Annotated in this window: 14 protein-coding genes; 6 read left to right on the forward strand and 8 right to left on the reverse strand. The window is 72.3% G+C overall.

Annotated elements, in window-relative coordinates:
• Window positions 1-309: 309 nt before the first annotated feature.
• Genes N8J89_RS29935 through N8J89_RS29945 form a run of 3 tightly spaced genes read left to right on the forward strand, consistent with a single transcriptional unit; the run spans window position 310 to window position 4,075 of the window.
• Window positions 310-930, forward strand: a complete 621-nt coding sequence (locus N8J89_RS29935; RefSeq protein WP_349497413.1) for a (2Fe-2S)-binding protein — start codon at window positions 310-312, stop codon at window positions 928-930.
• Entirely contained in the window at window positions 927-1,907 is a 981-nt protein-coding gene (locus N8J89_RS29940; RefSeq protein WP_283660344.1) for an FAD binding domain-containing protein, read from the forward strand. The genes N8J89_RS29935 and N8J89_RS29940 overlap by 4 nt, the downstream gene beginning before the upstream one ends.
• The gene (locus N8J89_RS29945; RefSeq protein WP_283660345.1) at window positions 1,904-4,075 is read left to right on the forward strand and encodes a xanthine dehydrogenase family protein molybdopterin-binding subunit; all 2,172 of its coding nucleotides are present in this window, start codon (window positions 1,904-1,906) and stop codon (window positions 4,073-4,075) included. Before N8J89_RS29940 ends, N8J89_RS29945 begins: the two co-directional genes overlap by 4 nt.
• Here the strand turns inward: N8J89_RS29945 and N8J89_RS29950 are convergent.
• Together N8J89_RS29950 and N8J89_RS29955 are read right to left on the reverse strand one after the other, a co-directional pair.
• A complete protein-coding gene (locus N8J89_RS29950) occupies window positions 4,057-4,671 on the reverse strand; it encodes a response regulator transcription factor (RefSeq protein ID WP_283660346.1) in 615 nt (204 codons plus the stop codon). The two genes, N8J89_RS29945 and N8J89_RS29950, sit on opposite strands and share 19 nt — an antisense overlap.
• Window positions 4,668-5,744: a sensor histidine kinase gene (locus N8J89_RS29955; protein ID WP_283660347.1), complete on the reverse strand. Its 1,077-nt coding sequence runs from the start codon at window positions 5,742-5,744 to the stop codon at window positions 4,668-4,670. The genes N8J89_RS29950 and N8J89_RS29955 overlap by 4 nt, the downstream gene beginning before the upstream one ends.
• Before the next feature lie 233 nt (window positions 5,745-5,977).
• Between N8J89_RS29955 and N8J89_RS29960 the strand changes: the two genes are divergently transcribed.
• Window positions 5,978-6,928 carry a pseudouridine synthase gene (locus tag N8J89_RS29960; protein WP_283660348.1) on the forward strand — a complete coding sequence of 317 codons (951 nt, stop codon included), beginning with the start codon at window positions 5,978-5,980 and terminating at the stop codon, window positions 6,926-6,928.
• Here the strand turns inward: N8J89_RS29960 and N8J89_RS29965 are convergent.
• Both N8J89_RS29965 and N8J89_RS29970 read right to left on the reverse strand, forming a co-directional pair.
• Entirely contained in the window at window positions 6,886-8,121 is a 1,236-nt protein-coding gene (locus N8J89_RS29965; RefSeq protein ID WP_283660349.1) for an RNA polymerase sigma factor, read from the reverse strand. The two genes, N8J89_RS29960 and N8J89_RS29965, sit on opposite strands and share 43 nt — an antisense overlap.
• 36 nt (window positions 8,122-8,157) lie before the next feature.
• Window positions 8,158-8,655: a MarR family winged helix-turn-helix transcriptional regulator gene (locus tag N8J89_RS29970; RefSeq protein ID WP_283660350.1), complete on the reverse strand. Its 498-nt coding sequence runs from the start codon at window positions 8,653-8,655 to the stop codon at window positions 8,158-8,160.
• Window positions 8,656-8,752: 97 nt separating this feature from the next.
• Between N8J89_RS29970 and N8J89_RS29975 the strand changes: the two genes are divergently transcribed.
• Window positions 8,753-9,001, forward strand: coding sequence for a cupin domain-containing protein (locus N8J89_RS29975; protein WP_283660351.1), 249 nt, complete (start codon window positions 8,753-8,755; stop codon window positions 8,999-9,001).
• Between the two features lie 10 nt (window positions 9,002-9,011).
• Complete coding sequence (locus tag N8J89_RS29980) at window positions 9,012-9,839, forward strand: arylamine N-acetyltransferase family protein (RefSeq protein ID WP_283660352.1); 828 nt, start codon at window positions 9,012-9,014, stop codon at window positions 9,837-9,839.
• Here the strand turns inward: N8J89_RS29980 and N8J89_RS29985 are convergent.
• Genes N8J89_RS29985 through N8J89_RS30000 form a run of 4 tightly spaced genes read right to left on the reverse strand, consistent with a single transcriptional unit; the run spans window position 9,812 to window position 16,454 of the window.
• Window positions 9,812-10,456, reverse strand: a complete 645-nt coding sequence (locus N8J89_RS29985; RefSeq protein WP_283660353.1) for a DUF6518 family protein — start codon at window positions 10,454-10,456, stop codon at window positions 9,812-9,814. The two genes, N8J89_RS29980 and N8J89_RS29985, sit on opposite strands and share 28 nt — an antisense overlap.
• 8 nt (window positions 10,457-10,464) lie before the next feature.
• Entirely contained in the window at window positions 10,465-12,954 is a 2,490-nt protein-coding gene (locus N8J89_RS29990) for a DNA gyrase/topoisomerase IV subunit A (RefSeq protein WP_283660354.1), read from the reverse strand.
• Window positions 12,955-12,986: 32 nt separating this feature from the next.
• Window positions 12,987-15,038, reverse strand: a complete 2,052-nt coding sequence (locus tag N8J89_RS29995; RefSeq protein WP_283660355.1) for a DNA gyrase/topoisomerase IV subunit B — start codon at window positions 15,036-15,038, stop codon at window positions 12,987-12,989.
• 60 nt (window positions 15,039-15,098) lie between these two features.
• Window positions 15,099-16,454, reverse strand: coding sequence for an MFS transporter (locus tag N8J89_RS30000; RefSeq protein ID WP_283660356.1), 1,356 nt, complete (start codon window positions 16,452-16,454; stop codon window positions 15,099-15,101).
• Window positions 16,455-16,829: the final 375 nt, after the last annotated feature.

Below are 16,829 nucleotides of genomic sequence, written 5' to 3' on the forward strand. Positions count from 1 at the left end.
ATACAGGGCTAAAAATAAGGCTTGAACATTACACTGATAACAGCCAGAGGCTAGCGCCGCTAACGCGCGAGTGTTATCGTCGATCGCATAGTTAGCGAATCACCGCTAACAAGAAGCACGGAGAACTCCGGCGGCCGGCCGGGACCACGACGGCAGGCCCTACCGCACCCACGTCGACCCGGCCGACGATGTTCGGAGGTGGTCAGCCTGGCCGCCGGCGAGATCCGGGCCGACTTCGACCGCCGGATCGAGCTGACCGAGCTGCCGCACCCGGCGAACTGACCTGACCGGCTGAGACGAGGAGGCGCGGTGTCCGATCACCCACAGGTCCGGCCCACCCGGCGGACCGTGCTCAGGGCAGGCGGCGTCACCGCGGCGGGCGCGATCGCGGCGGGCGCCCTGCCCGCCACCGCGGTCGCTGCCGAATCAGAGTCCACAGTGGACGGTGTGGAACCGGGGGCGAGCGTGGAGATCACGTTGCGCGTCAACGGCGCCGACCACCGGGTCTCGGTGGAACCCCGGGTCACCCTGCTGGACGCGTTGCGCGAGCGGCTTGGCCTGACCGGGACGAAGAAGGGCTGCGACCGCGGCGAGTGCGGGGCGTGCACGGTGCTGGCCGACGGGCAGCGGATCAAGTCCTGCCTGACCCTGGCGGTGATGCGGCAGGGCCAGCGGATCACCACGGTGGAGGGGCTGGCGCGGGACGGGGAGCTGCATCCGGTGCAGGCGGCGTTCATCCGCAGGGACGCCTTCCAGTGCGGGTTCTGCACGCCGGGGCAGATCATGTCCGCGGTGGCCGCGATCGAGGAGGGGCACGCCGGGTCGGACGCGGAGATCCGGGAGTGGATGAGCGGGAACCTGTGCCGGTGCAGCTGCTATCCCAACATCGTGGCCGCGGTGCGAGATGCGGCGAAGGAGGGGCGGGGATGAGGGCCTTCGGCTATGTCCGCCCTCGGGCGACCGAGGAAGCCGTGCGCGCCGCCGCGACTCCCGGAGCCGCGTACGTGGCCGGTGGCACCGAGCTGCTGAACCTGATGAAGGACGGCGTGCAGGCGCACGACCGGCTGGTCGACATCAACGCCTTGCCGCTCAACGACATCGAGGTGCTGCCGGACCGCATCCGGATCGGCGCGCTGGCCCGGATGGCCGAGGTGGCCGCGCATCCCGCGGTGCGCACCCGGGCGCCGGTGCTGGCCTCGGCGCTGCTCAACTCGGCCTCGCCGCAGATCCGGAACATGGCCGCGATCGGCGGGAACCTGGTGCAGCGCAACCGGTGCGGCTACTTCCGGGACAGCGGGTTCCCGTGCAACAAGCGGCAGCCCGGCAGCGGCTGCCCCGCCCGTTCCGGGCACAACCGGATGCACGCGCTCTTCGGCGGCAGCGAGCACTGCGTGGCGGTGCACGCCTCAGATCTCGCGGTGTCCCTCCAGGCGCTGGAGGCCACCGTGCTCACCCAGGGCACGGCCGGGGCGCGGCGGATCGCCTTCGCCGAGTTCTACCGGCTGCCGGGTGACTCGCCGCAGGTGGAGCACGTGCTGCGGCCGGGTGAGCTGATCACCGGGGTGGAGGTGCCGACCGGGGCATTGGCCGCGCGGTCGCGGTACCTGAAGCTGCGGGACCGGGAGAGCTTCGAGTTCGCGGTGGTGTCGGTGGCCGCCTGCCTGACCCAGCGCGGCGGACGGGTGCGGGAGGTGCGGCTGGCCTTCGGCGGGGTGGCTCCGTTGCCCTGGCGGGTGCCGGAAGCCGAGGCGGTGCTGCGGGGCAGGCCGCTGGATGGGGCCAGCCTGGCCGCGGCCGCTGATGCCGCGGTGCGCGGGGCGCGGCCGTTGGCGCACAACGGTTTCAAGGTGGAGCTGATGCGCAGGGCGCTCACCGGGGTGCTCACCGAGCTGGGGAGGCAGCGATGAGCGGGGACCTGATCGGGCGGCCGGTGGACCGGGTGGACGGGCACGCCAAGGTCACCGGCGCCGCGACCTACGCCGCCGACCAGCGGATTCCCGGGCTGCTGCACGGGGTTCTGGTGCTCAGCACGATCGCCAAGGGCCGGCTCACCGGCATCGAGGTGGCCGCGGCCGAACGGGCGGCGGGGGTGGTGCGGGTGTTCACCCACCTCACCATGCCGCGGCTCACCGTGCCGGCCGCCGCCTACCGCAAGACCTACATCCCGGTGCAGGACGACCGGATCCACCACAGCGGCCAGCCGATCGCACTGGTGGTCGCCCGGACCCTGGAGGAGGCGCAGCATGCCGCCACGCTGGTGAACGCCCAGTACCGGGCCGAGCGGCACCGCAGCGCGCTGCACGAGGCCGAGGGCGAGGAGTTCGTGCCGCCGGTGACCGGTGGCGAACCCAACGAGAGCGTGCGCGGCAACCCCGAGGCCGGACTCGCCGAAGCGGATATCCGGATCGACGCTATATACAGTTCGCCGATGCATCTGCACAACCCGATGGAGCCGCACGCGAGCATCGCGCACTGGGCGGACGGGCAGCTCACGCTGTACGAGTCGACCCAGGCCGGGAACTTCGCGCGGACCGCGGTGGCCCAGGCGCTGAACCTGCCGCCGGCCTCGGTGCGGGTGGTCTCGCCGTACCTGGGCGGCGGGTTCGGCGCCAAGAGCGCGGCCTGGCCGCACCTGCTGCTCACCGCGGCCGTGGCCAGGGAGCTGGCGCGGCCGGTGAAGCTGGTGCTCTCCCGGGCGCAGACCTACACCGCGCACGGCCACCGCAGCGAGTTCCGGCAGCGGATCACCCTGGGCGCCAAGCGGGACGGCCGGATCACCGCGCTGGTGCACGTCTCCACCCAGCAGTGCTCGGCCACCGAGGACCGGATCTACAACGCCAGCCACTCCTCCCGCACCCTCTACGCCATCCCGAACCTGCGCATCCGGCAGCAGGCGGTGCGGCTGGACCTGCAGACCGGCAGCTTCATCCGCTCCCCCGAGCTGGCCGCCCACCACGGCCTGGAGACCGCGCTGGACGAGCTGAGCCACGAGCTGGGCATCGACCCGGTGGAGCTGCGGCTGCGCAACTACGCCGCCACGCACCCCGGCACCGGCCAGCGCTGGGGCAGCAAGCACCTGGACGAGTGCTACCGGATCGGCGCCCGCGCCTTCGGCTGGTCCCGGCGCGACCCCAGGGTCGGCTCGATGCGGGACGGGGACATCCGGATCGGCTGGGGCATGGCCACCGAGGCGCACTCCTGCACCGCGCTGCCCTCGGCCGCCCAGCTCACCCTGGGCACCGACGGCCGGGCCACGCTGCGCACCGGCGCGCACGACATCGGCACCGGGACCTACACCGTGCTCACCCAGGTCGCCGCGCAGGCGCTGGGCATGCCGCTGACCGCGGTGACCACCCAGCTGGGCCACACCGACTACCCGGCGGCGACCGGTTCCTTCGGCTCGGCCACGGTGAACAGCGTGACCGGCGCGGTCGACCAGGCCGCGACCGCGGCCCGCGCCGAGGTCATCCGGCTGGCGGTGGCCGATCCGCGCTCACCGCTGCACGGCCTGCCGCCGGAGCGGATCGGCGCCGAGCACGGCTACCTGTTCGACCGGGACCGCCGTCGCCGGGACAGCTACCGCGATGTCCTTGCCCGGCACGGGAAACCGGTGACGGCCACCGGCAACAGCACGAACACGCCGAACCACACCACCGGCGCGGTGTTCGTGGAGGTGCGGGTGGATCCGCGCTACGGCAAGGTCTCGGTGAGCCGGGTGGTCGGCGCCTACGACCCCGGCCGGGTGCTCAACCGGCGCACCGCGCACAGCCAGGCCATCGGCGGCACGATCTGGGGCATCGGGTTCGCGCTGATGGAGCACGCGGTGGTGGACCCGGCGCACGCGCGGATCATGAACGCCACCCTGTCGACCTACCTGATGCCGGTGCACGCGGACGTGCCGGCGATCGAGACGCACTTCGTGGACAAGCCGGACCCGACCAGTGCCGCGCTGGGCGCGCGGGGGTTCGGCGAGACACCGCTGACCGGGGTGCCGGCGGCGATCGGCAACGCGGTGTTCCACGCGACCGGGCGGCGGATCCGGGAGGTGCCGATCACTCAGGACAAGCTGTTGTAGCCGGTCAGCCAGCCGTGGTCGGTGGCCAGGCGGATGGCGTCGACCTTGTTGCGCGCGCCGAGCTTGTCCAGCACCCGGGTCATGTGGTTCTGCACGGTGCCGGTGGCCAGGTTCAGCGTGCGGGCGACCTCCTTGGCGGTGTCGCCGCGGGCCATCAGCTCCAGCACCGCCAGCTCGCGCCGGGTCAGCGGGCTGGGCGCGCCGATCCGGCCGTCGGAGGTGATCACCGTCTCGCCGCGGTGCACCCGGCGGATCGCGTCCAGCACCACGGTCACCGACCGGCCCTTGGGCAGGAAGCCGTGCACGCCAAGGGAAAGGGCCTCCTGGAGCACGGCGGGGCGGTCCAGCACACTGAGCAGCAGCAGGCGGAGCTCGGGGGTGGTGGCGCGCAGGTGGCGGGCCACGGTCAGGCCGTCGGCGCCGGGCAGCTCGATGTCCAGCAGCAGCACGTCCGGCCTGGTCCGCTCGACCAGCTCGGCCACGGTGTCGCCGCGGCCGGTCTCGGCGACCACCTCGATGTCGGCTTCCAGCCGGAACAGGCTGACCAGGGCCTCGCGCAGCACGGTCATGTCCTCGGCCACCGCGACCCGGATCACCGCGTCACCGGGAGCTCGACCAGCAGCCGGAAGCGGCGACCGGCGGCCGGTCCGGCCCGCACCCGGCCGCCGAGGGCGGTGATCCGGTCGGTGAGGCCGGTCAGGCCGCTGCCGGGGCTGCCGGGGCTGGCGTGGGCGCCGTCGTTGTCGACCGTCAGGCGGAACATGCCGTCCTTCTCCTCGGTGGTCACCACGCAGCGGCGCGCGGTGCTGTGCTTGAGCACGTTGGTGATCGCCTCGCGCAGCGCCCAGCTCGCCCCGGGCGGCGCGGCGGCGCGCAGGCGCAGCTCGGCGCGGACACCGGCGGCTTCGAGCAGGGCCGTGCCGCGTTCGAGCTCCTCGTCGAACTCCGGGCGCCAGAGGCCGGTGGCGACCTGGCGGACGCCGTCGAGGGCGCGTTCGGTGGCGCGCTGCACCGCGAGCAGCTGCTCGGCGGCGGCGGCCGGGTCGATGGCGGTGAGGCGGGCGGCGAGCTCGGCGCGCAGGCCGGCCGCGGTGAGCTCCTGGCCGAGGGAGTCGTGCAGGTCCCTGGCCACCCGCAGCCGCTCCTCGGCGACCGCGAGGCGGGCCAGCGCGTGCCGGTTGCGGGCCAGGCGCTGGGCCAGTTCGGCGGCCCGGATGGTGGCGAACAGGGCGATCGAGGCGACCAGGCCCGCCGGCACCGCCTGCAGGACCACCTCCGGATACGCCGGAACCAGGAAAAGACAGGCTCCGGCCGCGACCACCAGAAAGGAAATCCGGTCCCACGGCGCGGGCAGCACCACCAGCAGGGTGCAGGCGGTGAGCAGAACGGCGAAACCGCTCAGCAACGGGTACGGCATGATCAAGGCCGGGACCGCGAGCTGGCCACTGACAAAGGCGGCCGCCACGGCGCGGGATGGTTGTCCGCGCCGGATCCGGAACAGGATCGCACCGCCCAGCAGCACCAGGCCGAACAGAAAAATCCACTCCTGTGCGACCACCGGGCTACGGTCGAAGAACACCCTCGAACCGATTACCGGGAAACCGACCAGCAGCGGCACGGCGATCGCGAGCAGGCTGGTCAGCTGGCCCGGCCGGACCGTTGTCGGCATGCGCTCCCCCTCCTCGGCGTACTACTGAGACGCCATTGCCCGGCCGCGATGACGAAACCACGACAACATGAGAGCCGGGTCATAAGCAATCCATGACTTTCTCACGGTGGAATCGTGCCCAAATCCAGGCTGCCCAGCGCCGGAAATCGGTGCCACGATTCATCCAGGGGGGAAACGGGGGGCGCGCGTCGGCGATTTCGCGGGGCGCGTCCTCCACCCCGTACGCTGACCCGATGCGTCGCAGAACCCCGCCCCCGCTACCGCAGCGCTTCGGCCTGGACCCGGCCCGGATGCGCCTGCCGGAGGACGGGGCCTGGGCGACCGTGCGCGCGCACCTGGCCGACCGGTTGCCGCTGGTCACCCCGGCGGTGCTGGACGCGATGTTCACCGAGCGGCGGATCGCCGACCTGAACGGACCCCTGGAGCTGGACGCGCCGTACGTGCCCGGCGGGGTGGTGTGGTTCCACCGGGAGCTGCCGGTGGAGGCCCCGGTGCCTTACCCGATCGGGATCGTGCACCGGGACGAGCACCTGCTGGTGGTGGACAAGCCGCACTTCCTGGCCACCATCCCGCGCGGCAAGCACATCCAGCAGACCGCGCTGGTGAAGCTGCGCCGGGAGCTGGACCTGCCGGAGCTCAGCGCGGCGCACCGGCTGGACCGGGTGACCGCGGGGCTGGTCATGTTCGTGATCAACCGGGCGGACCGGGGGCGCTACCAGACGCTGTTCCGGGACCGGTTGGTGCACAAGGAGTACGAGGCCGTCGCGCCGGTGAACCCCGGGCTGGTGCTGCCCATGACGGTGCGCAGCCGGATCCACAAGGAACGCGGGGTGATCACCGCGCAGGAGGTGGACGGCCCGCCGAACGCGGTGACCACGCTCGAGCTGCTGGACCAGCGCGACGGGCTCGGCCGGTACCGGCTGCTGCCGCTGACCGGGCGCACCCACCAGCTGCGGCTGCACCTGAGCAGGCTGGGCATCCCGATCCTGGGCGACGACTTCTACCCCGAGATCACCGACCGGCCCCTCGATGACTTCACCCGGCCGTTGCAGCTGCTGGCCAAGACGCTGCGGTTCACCGACCCGATCACCGGGGAGGAACGGCACCTGACCAGCAGGCAGTCGCTGGCCGCGTGGACCGACTACCCGTCCTGGGCCAGCGCGGCCAGCCTGCGCCCCAGGTAGCGGCGTTCCGCCTCGGCGGTGACCAGCTTGAGCGCGTCCCGGTAGGCCTGCGCGGCCTCGGCGTCGCGGCCCAGGCGGCGGAGCAGGTCGGCGCGGGTGGCCGGGAGCAGGTGGTAGCCGGCCAGCAGGCCCGACTCCTCCAGCTCCCGCACCAGCGTCAGGCCGGTGGCCGGGCCCTCGGCCATCGCGATCGCCACCGCCTGGTTGAGCCGCACCACCGGCGAGGGCACCCGGCGGGCCAGCTCGCCGTAGAGCCCGGCGATCTGCGGCCAGTCGGTGTCCGCCGCGGTCTTCGCGGTGGCGTGGCAGGCGCTGATCGCCGCCTGCAACTGGTACACCCCCGGCCGCCCCCTGCGCAGCGCGGTCTCCAGCAGCGCCGCGCCCTCGGCGATCTCCTCGGCGTCCCAGCGCTCCCGGTCCTGCTCCTCCAGCGTGACCAGGTCGCCGTCCGCGTCCACCCTGGCCGCGCGGCGGGCGTCGTGCAGCAGCAACAAAGCCAGCAGCCCCAACGCTTCCGGCTCATCCGGCATCAGTCCACAGAGGACTCTGGCCAGCCGGATCGCCTCGCCGCTGAGGCCGCCGCGCAGCAGGTCCTCCCCCGCGGTGGCCGAGTAGCCCTCGTTGAACAGCAGGTAGAGCACGCCGAGCACCGCGGTCAGCCGCTCCGGCAGCAGCTCGGCGGGCGGCACCCGGTACGGGATCCCGGCGTTGCGGATCTTGCGCTTGGCCCGGACCAGGCGCTGCGCCATGGTCGCCTCCGGCACCAGGAACGCCCTGGCGATCTCCGGGGTGGTCAGCCCGCACAGCGTGCGCAGGGTCAGCGCGACCCGGCCCTCCAGCGGCAGCGCGGGGTGGCAGCAGGTGAAGATCAGCCGGAGCTCGTCGTCGCGCACCCCGCTGTCGTCGGCGGGTTCGGGTTCCGGCGGCGGCTGGGCGGCCAGCTCGCGCAGCTTGGTCTTGCCGACGGCCTCGCGGCGCAGCCGGTCCATCGCCCGGTTGCGGCCCGCGGTGGTCAGCCAGGCGCCCGGCCTGCGCGGCACCCCGTCCCTCGGCCAGGTCTCCATGGCCTGGGCGAAGGCGTCCTGGGCGCACTCCTCGGCCAGGTCCCAGTCACCGGTGACCCGGATCAGGGTGGCCACCACCTGCCCCCACTCGGTGCGGAAGGCATCGGCGAGGACCGTCTCCACCGTCATGGGCAGACGGTAGCCCGCACGGCCGACAGAAACCGGTCAGCGCAGGTCGGCGAGCAGGGTGCGCATGATCTCGTCCAGCACCGCGCGCTGCTCGGGGGTGACCTTGGCGGTCAGCCGGTGCAGGTTGGCGATGTGCGCGGTGAAGGTCTCGTCGATGAGCTCGCGGCCCCGTTCGGTGAGCGCGATGAGGAAGCTGCGCCGGTCGCCAGGGTCCAGCCGCCGCGCCACGTAACCGGCGCTCTCCAGGCGGTCCAGCCGGTTGGTCATGCCGGCGCGGGAGAGCATCAGCAGGTCGGCCAGCTCCGAGGGGGTCAGGATGAACGGGGCGCCCGCCCGGCGCAGCGAGGTGAGCACGTCGAACTCGCCGCGGCGCAGCCCGTGCTCGAGGAAGACCTTCTCCACCTCGGCCGCCAGCAGCTGGGTGACCTGCAAGGTCCGGATGAACGGGGCCAGCGTGCACACCTCGAGGTCCGGCCGCTCCCGGCGCCAGGCCGCCAGGATCTCCTCCGCGTCGGCCATCCCGTCAATGCCCATGCGGGCACTCTAGTTTGCCGCGAGATAGTTAGGCTCCGTACTATCAGCTGTGGAACTAGTGTTCTCACAGGGGAGCCGATGACCCGTGCTGACCGCGGTGCGCACCACCCTTCCGCCCGGGGCCGCCTGCCCGCCGCGCCGCGCCCGGGGCTCCGTGCTGCTCTACGTGCGCTTCGGCGCGCTGGACGTGCGCCTGGGCGACCGGATGGCCTACCTGGCCAACGGTGATCAGCTGGCCATCCCGGCCGGGGTCGAGCACAGCTGGCGGACCCCGGCGGACAGCAGCGCGGACATCGTGGTGGTCACCGCCGAACTGCCCTTGACCTCCACCGCGCTGGAGGTATGAGACTGCGGGCATGACTTCTCCGAAGCCGTTGTCCGCCAACGACGAGTGGACCGTCGACGCGGTGGACGTGACCGCCTACCTCGCCCGGATCGGCCACCCGCCGGTGCCCGCCCCGACCGTCGAGGCGCTGCGCAGCCTGCACGCGGCGCACAGCCGGTCGATCCCGTTCGAGAACATCGACGTGCTGCTGGACCAGCACCCCGGCGTGGACCTGCCGGGCATCGTGGCCAAGCTGGTGGGCCGCAGGCGCGGCGGCTACTGCTACGAGCACGGCCTGCTCTTCGCCGCGGTGGCCACCCGGCTCGGCTACCGGGTGCGGCGGCGGATGTCCCGGATCGACCCGGACAAGCCGAGCTTCCGCACCCACCTGACCCTGGTGGTCACCGCCGAGGACCAGGACTTCCTGGTGGACATCGGGTTCGGCGCGGGCATGTTCCAGCCGATGCCCCTGGTCGCCGGGGAGGTGGTCGACCAGGCCGGGTGGAAGCACCGGCTGGTGCGGGACGGGTCGCTGTGGGTGCTGCAGAAGCAGGAGGCCGAGGGCTGGCGGTCGCTGCACGGTTTCGACGAGCAGGAGCAGCGGCCGGTGGACTACCTGGTGGCGCACCACTTCGTCGCCACCCACCCGCGTTCGCCGTTCTCCCGGCAGCTGGTCGCGATGCGCCTGGAGGAGGGCGTCAGCCACCGGCTGGTCGGCGGGGAGCTGACCGTGGAGCGGGCGGACGGGAGCACCGAGACCCGGCCGGTGACCCCGGCCGAGGCGGTGGCGCTGCTGCCGGAGCTCGGCATCGAGCTGACCGGGACCGAGCGTCAGTTGTTGTTGGACAGGATCAGCTGAAACAGCGGCGCGGCGGGGGCGCCGAGCGCGGTCACCGCGGCGGCGACCCCGAGCGCGTACAGCCGGTCCTGGAAGGTGCGCGGCAGCAGGACCGCGGCCAGCACCCCGCAGCTGAGCATGGTGGAGCCCGCGATGACCTGGGTGTTGCCCGGCACGTCGGGGGCGATCACGAACAGCCGGTACAGGCCCTCCCACACCAGCACGCCGCCGATCACGCCGATGCCGAGGAAGGACCAGGGCCCGGCGCAGTAGCGGCGGCAGGCCCCGGCGTAGCCGAACACCGCGCCGGCCACCGCGGCCGCGCCGAACCAGATCCCGGCCTCGCCCAGGGTGGACCAGCCGAACTCGCCGCGCACCGCCACCGAGAGGTACCAGCAGGTCAGGCCGATCCACAGGGCGACGGCGCCGTAGAGCGGGGAGCGCCACAGGCTCCAGCCGGTGCACGCGCCGACCAGGTAGGCGGTGGTGGCCCAGCTGGCGGTGGAGTTGGCCAGCCAGCCGATGTGGAACAGGTGGAACAGGAACGTCACCCCGCCGAGCAGCAGCCCGGCGAGGGTGACGATCAACCAGTCACGGCCGACCCTGGCGGGTTCCCTGGTGGCGGCCGGGGCGAGCATCGCGGGCCTCAGTCGCGTTCGATCAGGTGTCCCACGACGTCCGGGCCTGGGTGCGCGTGCCCGGACCCGTCCCGCCGCGGATCCGTCTCGGGCAGCTCCACCGGCGACCCGTTGCGGCTCGCGCCCGCCGGGCGGGAGCCGATCCAGGCCATCGCCAGCTCGTGCTCGCCCTTGAGGAAGCGCTGCGAGCGGACCCCGCCGGTGGCGCGGCCCTTGGCCGGGTACTCGGCGAACGGGGTGACCTTGACGCTCAGCCCGGTGGAGGTGACCACCATCGGCTCGCCGTGCTCGTCGTCGTCGGTGCGGATCGCGCCGAAGAAGACCGCCTTGGCCTCCTTGCCCAGGTTGATGCCTGCCATGCCGCCGCCCTTGAGGCCCTGCGGCCGGACCAGGCCGGCCGGGTAGCGCAGCAGCGAGGAGTCGCTGGAGACGAAGGCGAGGGTCTCGCTGCCGTCGGTGAGCCAGGTGACGCCGACGACCTGGTCGCCGTCCTTGAGCGAGATGACCTCGAACTCATCGGAGCGGACCGGCCATTCCGGCGAGCACACCTTGACCACGCCCTGCTGGGTGCCGATCGCGAGGCCGGGTGACCCGGTGGCCTGCTCGCCGAGCGGGGCGATGCCGATGACCTTCTCGCCCTTCTCCAGCGGCACCAGCTCGCTGGCGGCCATGCCGCCGGAGAGGGACACCGTGCCGGATGCCTCCGGCAGCACCGGCAGCGGCAGCACGTCGGTCTTGAACGCCCGGCCGAGGCTGGTGACCAGCAGCACCTGGCCGCGGGCGGTGGAGTGCACCATGGCGGCGACCGCGTCGTGCTTGGTCCGGCCGTTGCGCCTGCGCGCCTCGGAGGCCTCCTCGGACTCCGCGGCGGTGCGCGCGACCAGGCCGGTGGCGGAGAGGATCACCTGGCAGGGGTCGTCGGCGACCTCCAGCGGCCCGGCGGGCTTGGAGGCGGCCAGCACCTCCTTGAGGTCGCCGTCGATGAGCGCGGTGCGGCGCTCGAAGCCGAGGTCCTTGGCCACCTTGGCCAGCTCGGTGGAGACGACCTTCCGCAGCACCGACTCGTCGTCGAGGATCTTGGACAGCTCGGCGATCTCGGCTTCCAGCTTCTCCTGCTCGGCCTCCAGCTCGATCTTGTCGAACTTGGTCAGGCGGCGCAGCGGCGTGTCCAGGATGTAGGCGGCCTGGATCTCCGAGAGCTTGAACTGCTTCATCAGGCCATCCTTGGCGGCCTGCGCGTTCTCGCTGTTGCGGATCAGCTTGATCACCTTGTCGATGTCCAGCAGCGCCCTGAGCAGGCCCTCGACCAGGTGCAGCCGTTCCTGCCGCTTGCGGCGGCGGAAGGAGGTGCGCCGGGTGACCACCTCGTACCGGTGCGCCAGGAAGACCTCCAGGAGCTGCTTGAGCCCCAGGGTCTGCGGCTGGCCGTCGACCAGGACCAGGTTGTTGATGCCGAAGGACTGCTCCAGCGGGGTCAGCCGGTACAGGTCGGCCAGCAGCGCCTGCGGGTTGACCCCGACCTTGCACTCGATGACCAGGCGGGTGCCGTTCTCCCGGTCGGTGAGGTCCTTGACGTCGGCGATCCCGGTGAGCCGCTTGGACTTGTTCACCTCGTCGGTGATCTTCTCGATGATCTTCTCCGGGCCGACGCCGTAGGGCAGCTCGGTGACCGTGATCGCCTGCCTGCCCCGGCTGCCTTCGAGCGGGCCGGTCTCGACCTTGGCGCGCATCCGGACCACGCCGCGGCCGGTCTCATACGCCTTGCGGACCTCGTCCAGGCCGAGCAGCATGCCGCCGGTGGGCAGGTCGGGGCCGGGCACGAACTCCATCAGCTTGTCCAGGCTCGCGCCGGGATGGGTGATCAGGTGCCGCGCGGCGGCCACCACCTCGCCCAGGTTGTGCGGGATCATGTTGGTGGCCATGCCGACCGCGATCCCCGAGGTGCCGTTGACCAGCAGGTTCGGGAAGGCCGCCGGCAGCACCGTGGGCTCTTGCAGGGAGCCGTCGTAGTTGGGGCGGAAGTCGACGGTGTCCTCACCGAGCTCGCCGACCAGCAGCATCGCCTCCGGGGACATCCGCGCCTCGGTGTAACGCGAGGCGGCCGGGCCGTCGTCGGGGGAGCCGAAGTTGCCGTGCCCGTCGACCAGCGGCGCGTTGAGCGCGAAGTCCTGGGCCATCCGGACCATCGCGTCGTAGATGGCGGTGTCGCCGTGCGGGTGGTACTTGCCCATGCAGTCGCCGACCACGCGGGAGGACTTCACGTAGGCGTGGCTGGGCCGGTAGCCCTGCTCGTTCATGGAGAACAGGATGCGGCGGTGCACCGGCTTGAGGCCGTCCCTGGCATCGGGCAGGGCGCGGGCGTGGATGACCGAGTAGGCGTACTCGAGGTAGGAGTCCTCGATCTCGGTCTTGAGCGAGTTGTCGAAGACCTTGGCGCCGGCCCGGTCGAAGGCGGCCGGGTCGACCTTGGTGCTCGTGCTGCCCTTGCGGCGTGCCATAGCTGTCTGGCTCCTCTGACGAAAACGTGCGCTCAGGCGTCGATCGCGGCCCGGTCGACCCGCGCGGCCGAGTCGACCAGCCAGTTGCGCCTGGGCTCGACCTTCTCCCCCATCAGCAGCTCGAGGGCCGCTTCGGCGGCCTCGGCGTCGTCGAGGGTGATGCGGCGGACCGAGCGGGTGGCCGGGTTCATCGTGGTGTCCCACAGCTCGTCGGCGTCCATCTCGCCGAGGCCCTTGAACCGGGGCACCGGCGTGACGATCTGCTTGCCGGCCTTCTCCAGCTTGGTGACGGTGTTCTCCATCTCCCGCTGGGTGAAGGTGAAGATGGTCTCGCTGTTGCGGCCCTTGGTGGTGATCTTGTGCAGCGGCGGCATGGCGGCGTAGAGCCTGCCGTCCTCGATCACCGGGCGCATGTACTTGGCGAACAGGGTGATCAGCAGGGTGCGGATGTGCGAGCCGTCCACGTCGGCGTCGGCCATCAGGATCACCCGGCCGTAGCGCATGGTGCTCAGGTCGAAGGTGCGGCCGCTGCCCGCGCCGAGGACTTGCACGATGGAGGAGATCTCGGCGTTGCGCAGGGTGTCGGCCAGGCTGGCCTTCTGCACGTTGAGGATCTTGCCGCGCAACGGGAGCAGCGCCTGGTACTCCGAGACCCGCGCCATCCGGGCCGAACCCAGCGCGCTGTCGCCCTCGACCAGGAACAGCTCGCTGCGGGCCACGCCGGTGCTGCGGCAGTCCACCAGCTTGGGCGGCATGGCCGCGCCCTCGAGGGCGGTCTTGCGGCGGGCGGCGTCCTTCTGCTGCTTCTGGGTCAGCCGGACGCGGGCGGCGTCGACCACCTTCTGCAGCACGGTCTTGGCCTCGACCTTGCTGCGCTTGTCCTCGGTCCAGGCCTTGATGTGCCGTTCCACCACGTTCTGGATGACCTTGGTGATGCCGGCGGTGGAGAGCTCGTCCTTGGTCTGGGAGGTGAACTGCGGCTCGGGGATGCGCACGTGGATGACCGCGGTCATGCCTTCGAGCACGTCGTCGAGCTGGGGCAGGTCCTCCTTGGGCTTGAGCAGCCCCCGGGTCTTGGAGATGGCTTCCTGCAAGGCTTTCAGCGCGGCGCGGTCGAAGCCGCGGCGGTGCGTGCCGCCGTGCACGTTGCGGATGGTGTTGGTGAAGCACTCCACGGTGCGCTCGTAGCCGGTGCCCCAGCGCAGCGCGACCTCGACCTGGGCGACACGCTCCACTTTGGACCGCATGACGCCGTTCTCGTCGGCGGCGTTCTCGGTGTAGGTGCCCTCGCCGTTGGCGTAGATGATCCCGGAGACCGGCTTGTCACTCGACGGCGTGAGGAACTCGACCATGTCGGTGAGGCCGTGCGGGTAGTGGAAGGTCTCCTCCGCGATCCCGCCCTCGGTGACGTCGCGGAGGATGTAGGTCACGCCGGGCACCAGGAAGGCGGTGTTGCGCAGCTTGGTGCGCACGGCCTCGCGGTCCAGCGCGGCGCCGTTCTCGAAGTAGCGGGCGTCGTGCCAGTAGCGGATGGAGGTGCCGGTGGACTCGTTGCGCTTCATCTTGCCGGTGACGTTGAGCCCGGAGCGGCGGGTGAACTTGGCCTTGGGCCCCGGCCCGTCGAACTCCCCCGGCACGCCGTGCGCGAAGGACATCTGGTGCACCTTGCCCTCGCGCTTGACGGTGACGTCGAAGCGGTGGGACAGCGCGTTGACCGCGGAGGCGCCGACCCCGTGCAGGCCGCCGGAGGTCTTGTAGCCGGAGCCGCCGAACTTGCCGCCGGCGTGCAGCCGGGTGAGCACCAGCTCGACGCCGGAGAGACCGGACTTGGCGTGCACCCCGGTGGGGATGCCGCGGCCGTTGTCGTCGACCTGGACGCTGCCGTCGGCGTGCAGGGTGACCACGACCTTGGTGGCGTGACCGGCGATGCCCTCGTCGGTGGAGTTGTCGACGACCTCGGTGAACAGGTGGTTGACACCCCGGCTGTCGGTGGACCCGATGTACATGCCGGGCCGTTTGCGCACGGCCTCCAGACCCTCCAGGTGGGTCAGGTCGTCGGCCCCATAAAGGGTCTCAGCAGTCACAGGGTCGTTCTCCCGGATCGTGGCACAAGGTGATTCGCCAGCATGACACCGTACTTGAGCCTAGCCGGGGGCTCTGACAGTCCTGGTGGCGACCGGCACGGCGACGACCAGCGTAGCCAGCAACGCTGTGATCGTGCCCAAGGTGAAGAAGAGAGTTAGGCCACCGAAGGCGGCGAGGGCGCCGAAGACGGCGCTGGCCACCGAGCTGCCCAGGGTGCGGGCCAGGGAGTTGAGGCCGTTGGCCGCGGCGGCGTGTTCGGGCGGGGTGGCGTCCAGGATCAGCGCGGGCATCGCCGAGTAGGCCAGGCCCGCGCCGCCGGAGATGATCGTGGTGGCCAGCACGACGTGCCACAGCGAGCTGTCCAGGACCAGTCGCGAGGCGAAGCCCAGCACCACCCCCGCCGAGCCCAGGAGCAGGGTGAACCGGGCGCCGCGGCCGGAGATGAGCCGGGCGGCCACCGGGGACAGCGCGGCCATCAGCAGGCCGCCGGGCAGCATGTAGAGGCCGGAGGCGACCACGGAGAGCGCGTAGCGGGTCTGCAGCACGGTGACGGTGCCGAGGAAGTTGACGAACAGCGCGAACCCGGTGAGGAACGCGGACAGGTTGGTCACCAGCACCTGGGCCCGCACGGCCAGCCGGAGGTCGACCAGCGGCGCGCGCCTGCGCAGCTCGACCACGCCGAAGACGGCCAGCGCCAGCGCGGCGGCGCCGAGCAGGCCCAGCACCAGCGGGGAGTCCCAGCCCCACTCCGCGCCCCGGCTCAGCGGCAGCAGCAGCGCGGTGAGCCCGCCGATGAGCAGGGTCGCGCCGACCAGGTCCACCGGGGCGCGTTCGGCGCCGGGTTCCACCGAGGGGACCAGCCGCCACACCGCGAGCAGCGCGGGCAGCCCGGCGGCGGCGCAGAACCAGAACAGGCCGTGGAAGCCCCACACGTCCGCGATCAGCCCGGCCAGCGGCAGCGCGACCGCCCCGCCGATGCCGAGCATGGCGCTGATCAGCGCGATGCCCCCGGCCCTGCGCTCCGGCGGGACCAGCGCGGCGAGCAGGCTGATGCCCAGCGGAATGGCCACTGTGGACAGTCCCTGGACCGCCCGGCCGACGATCAGCAGGGTGAGGTCGGCGGTGAGCGCGCACAGCAGGGAACCGAGCAGGAAAGCGCATACCGCAAGCAGCAGCACGCGTTTGCGGCCGAACAGGTCGGCCAGCCTGCCCAGCACCGGGTTGGCCACCGCGCCGACCACCACGGTGACGGTGACCAGCCAGCTGGTGGCCGCCGGGGAAGCGCCGAGGCGCTGCGGCAGGCCGGGCAGGACCGGGATGAGCATGGTGTGGGTGAGCAGGGTGACCAGCGCGGTGAACGCGAGGACCGTGGTGAGCACCCCGGTGCGGGTGGGGGTCTCGCGCAGTGTGGTCACCCGGCCACCCTACGTCCGGTGGCGGCGGGGGCGGACCGGGCCGGCGGGGAGCTGCCCGAACCGCCGACCTGTTGGCCGGTCGGGCACAGCACGCCCGGGGCGGCTGCTCGGCTGGCCTGGCGCAGGTCCGGCCCGCCCGGCGCTCGGCTGGCCCGGCGCGGCGGCCGGGGCGGCGCGACGGTGGAACGGCACGGCACGGCACGGCACGGCGCAGTGGAGCGGGGCGGCGGGGCGGGGCGAGGCGGCACGGTGGAGCGGTGCGGTGGTGGCGGCGGTGCGGTGGTGGCGGCGGCGGTGCGGTGGTGGCGGCGGTGCGGTGGTGGGGCGGCGGCGCTGGGCGGCGGGTCGGCGGCGCTGGGCGGCGGGTCGGCGCGC

The organism is Crossiella sp. CA-258035 (genome assembly GCF_030064675.1).
Taxonomy (GTDB): domain Bacteria; phylum Actinomycetota; class Actinomycetes; order Mycobacteriales; family Pseudonocardiaceae; genus Crossiella.

Excerpts from the sequence above, each read along its gene's own strand:
- N8J89_RS29965 (WP_283660349.1), bottom strand. The coding sequence starts at position 8,121 with ATGACGGTGGAGACGGTCCTCGCCGATGCCTTCCGCACCGAGTGGGGG.
- N8J89_RS29990 (WP_283660354.1), bottom strand. The coding sequence starts at position 12,954 with ATGGCACGCCGCAAGGGCAGCACGAGCACCAAGGTCGACCCGGCCGCC.
- N8J89_RS29960 (WP_283660348.1), top strand. The coding sequence starts at position 5,978 with ATGCGTCGCAGAACCCCGCCCCCGCTACCGCAGCGCTTCGGCCTGGAC.
- N8J89_RS29970 (WP_283660350.1), bottom strand. The coding sequence starts at position 8,655 with ATGGGCATTGACGGGATGGCCGACGCGGAGGAGATCCTGGCGGCCTGG.
- N8J89_RS29940 (WP_283660344.1), top strand. The coding sequence starts at position 927 with ATGAGGGCCTTCGGCTATGTCCGCCCTCGGGCGACCGAGGAAGCCGTG.
- N8J89_RS29955 (WP_283660347.1), bottom strand. The coding sequence starts at position 5,744 with ATGCCGACAACGGTCCGGCCGGGCCAGCTGACCAGCCTGCTCGCGATC.
- N8J89_RS29980 (WP_283660352.1), top strand. The coding sequence starts at position 9,012 with ATGACTTCTCCGAAGCCGTTGTCCGCCAACGACGAGTGGACCGTCGAC.
- N8J89_RS29945 (WP_283660345.1), top strand. The coding sequence starts at position 1,904 with ATGAGCGGGGACCTGATCGGGCGGCCGGTGGACCGGGTGGACGGGCAC.
- N8J89_RS29985 (WP_283660353.1), bottom strand. The coding sequence starts at position 10,456 with ATGCTCGCCCCGGCCGCCACCAGGGAACCCGCCAGGGTCGGCCGTGAC.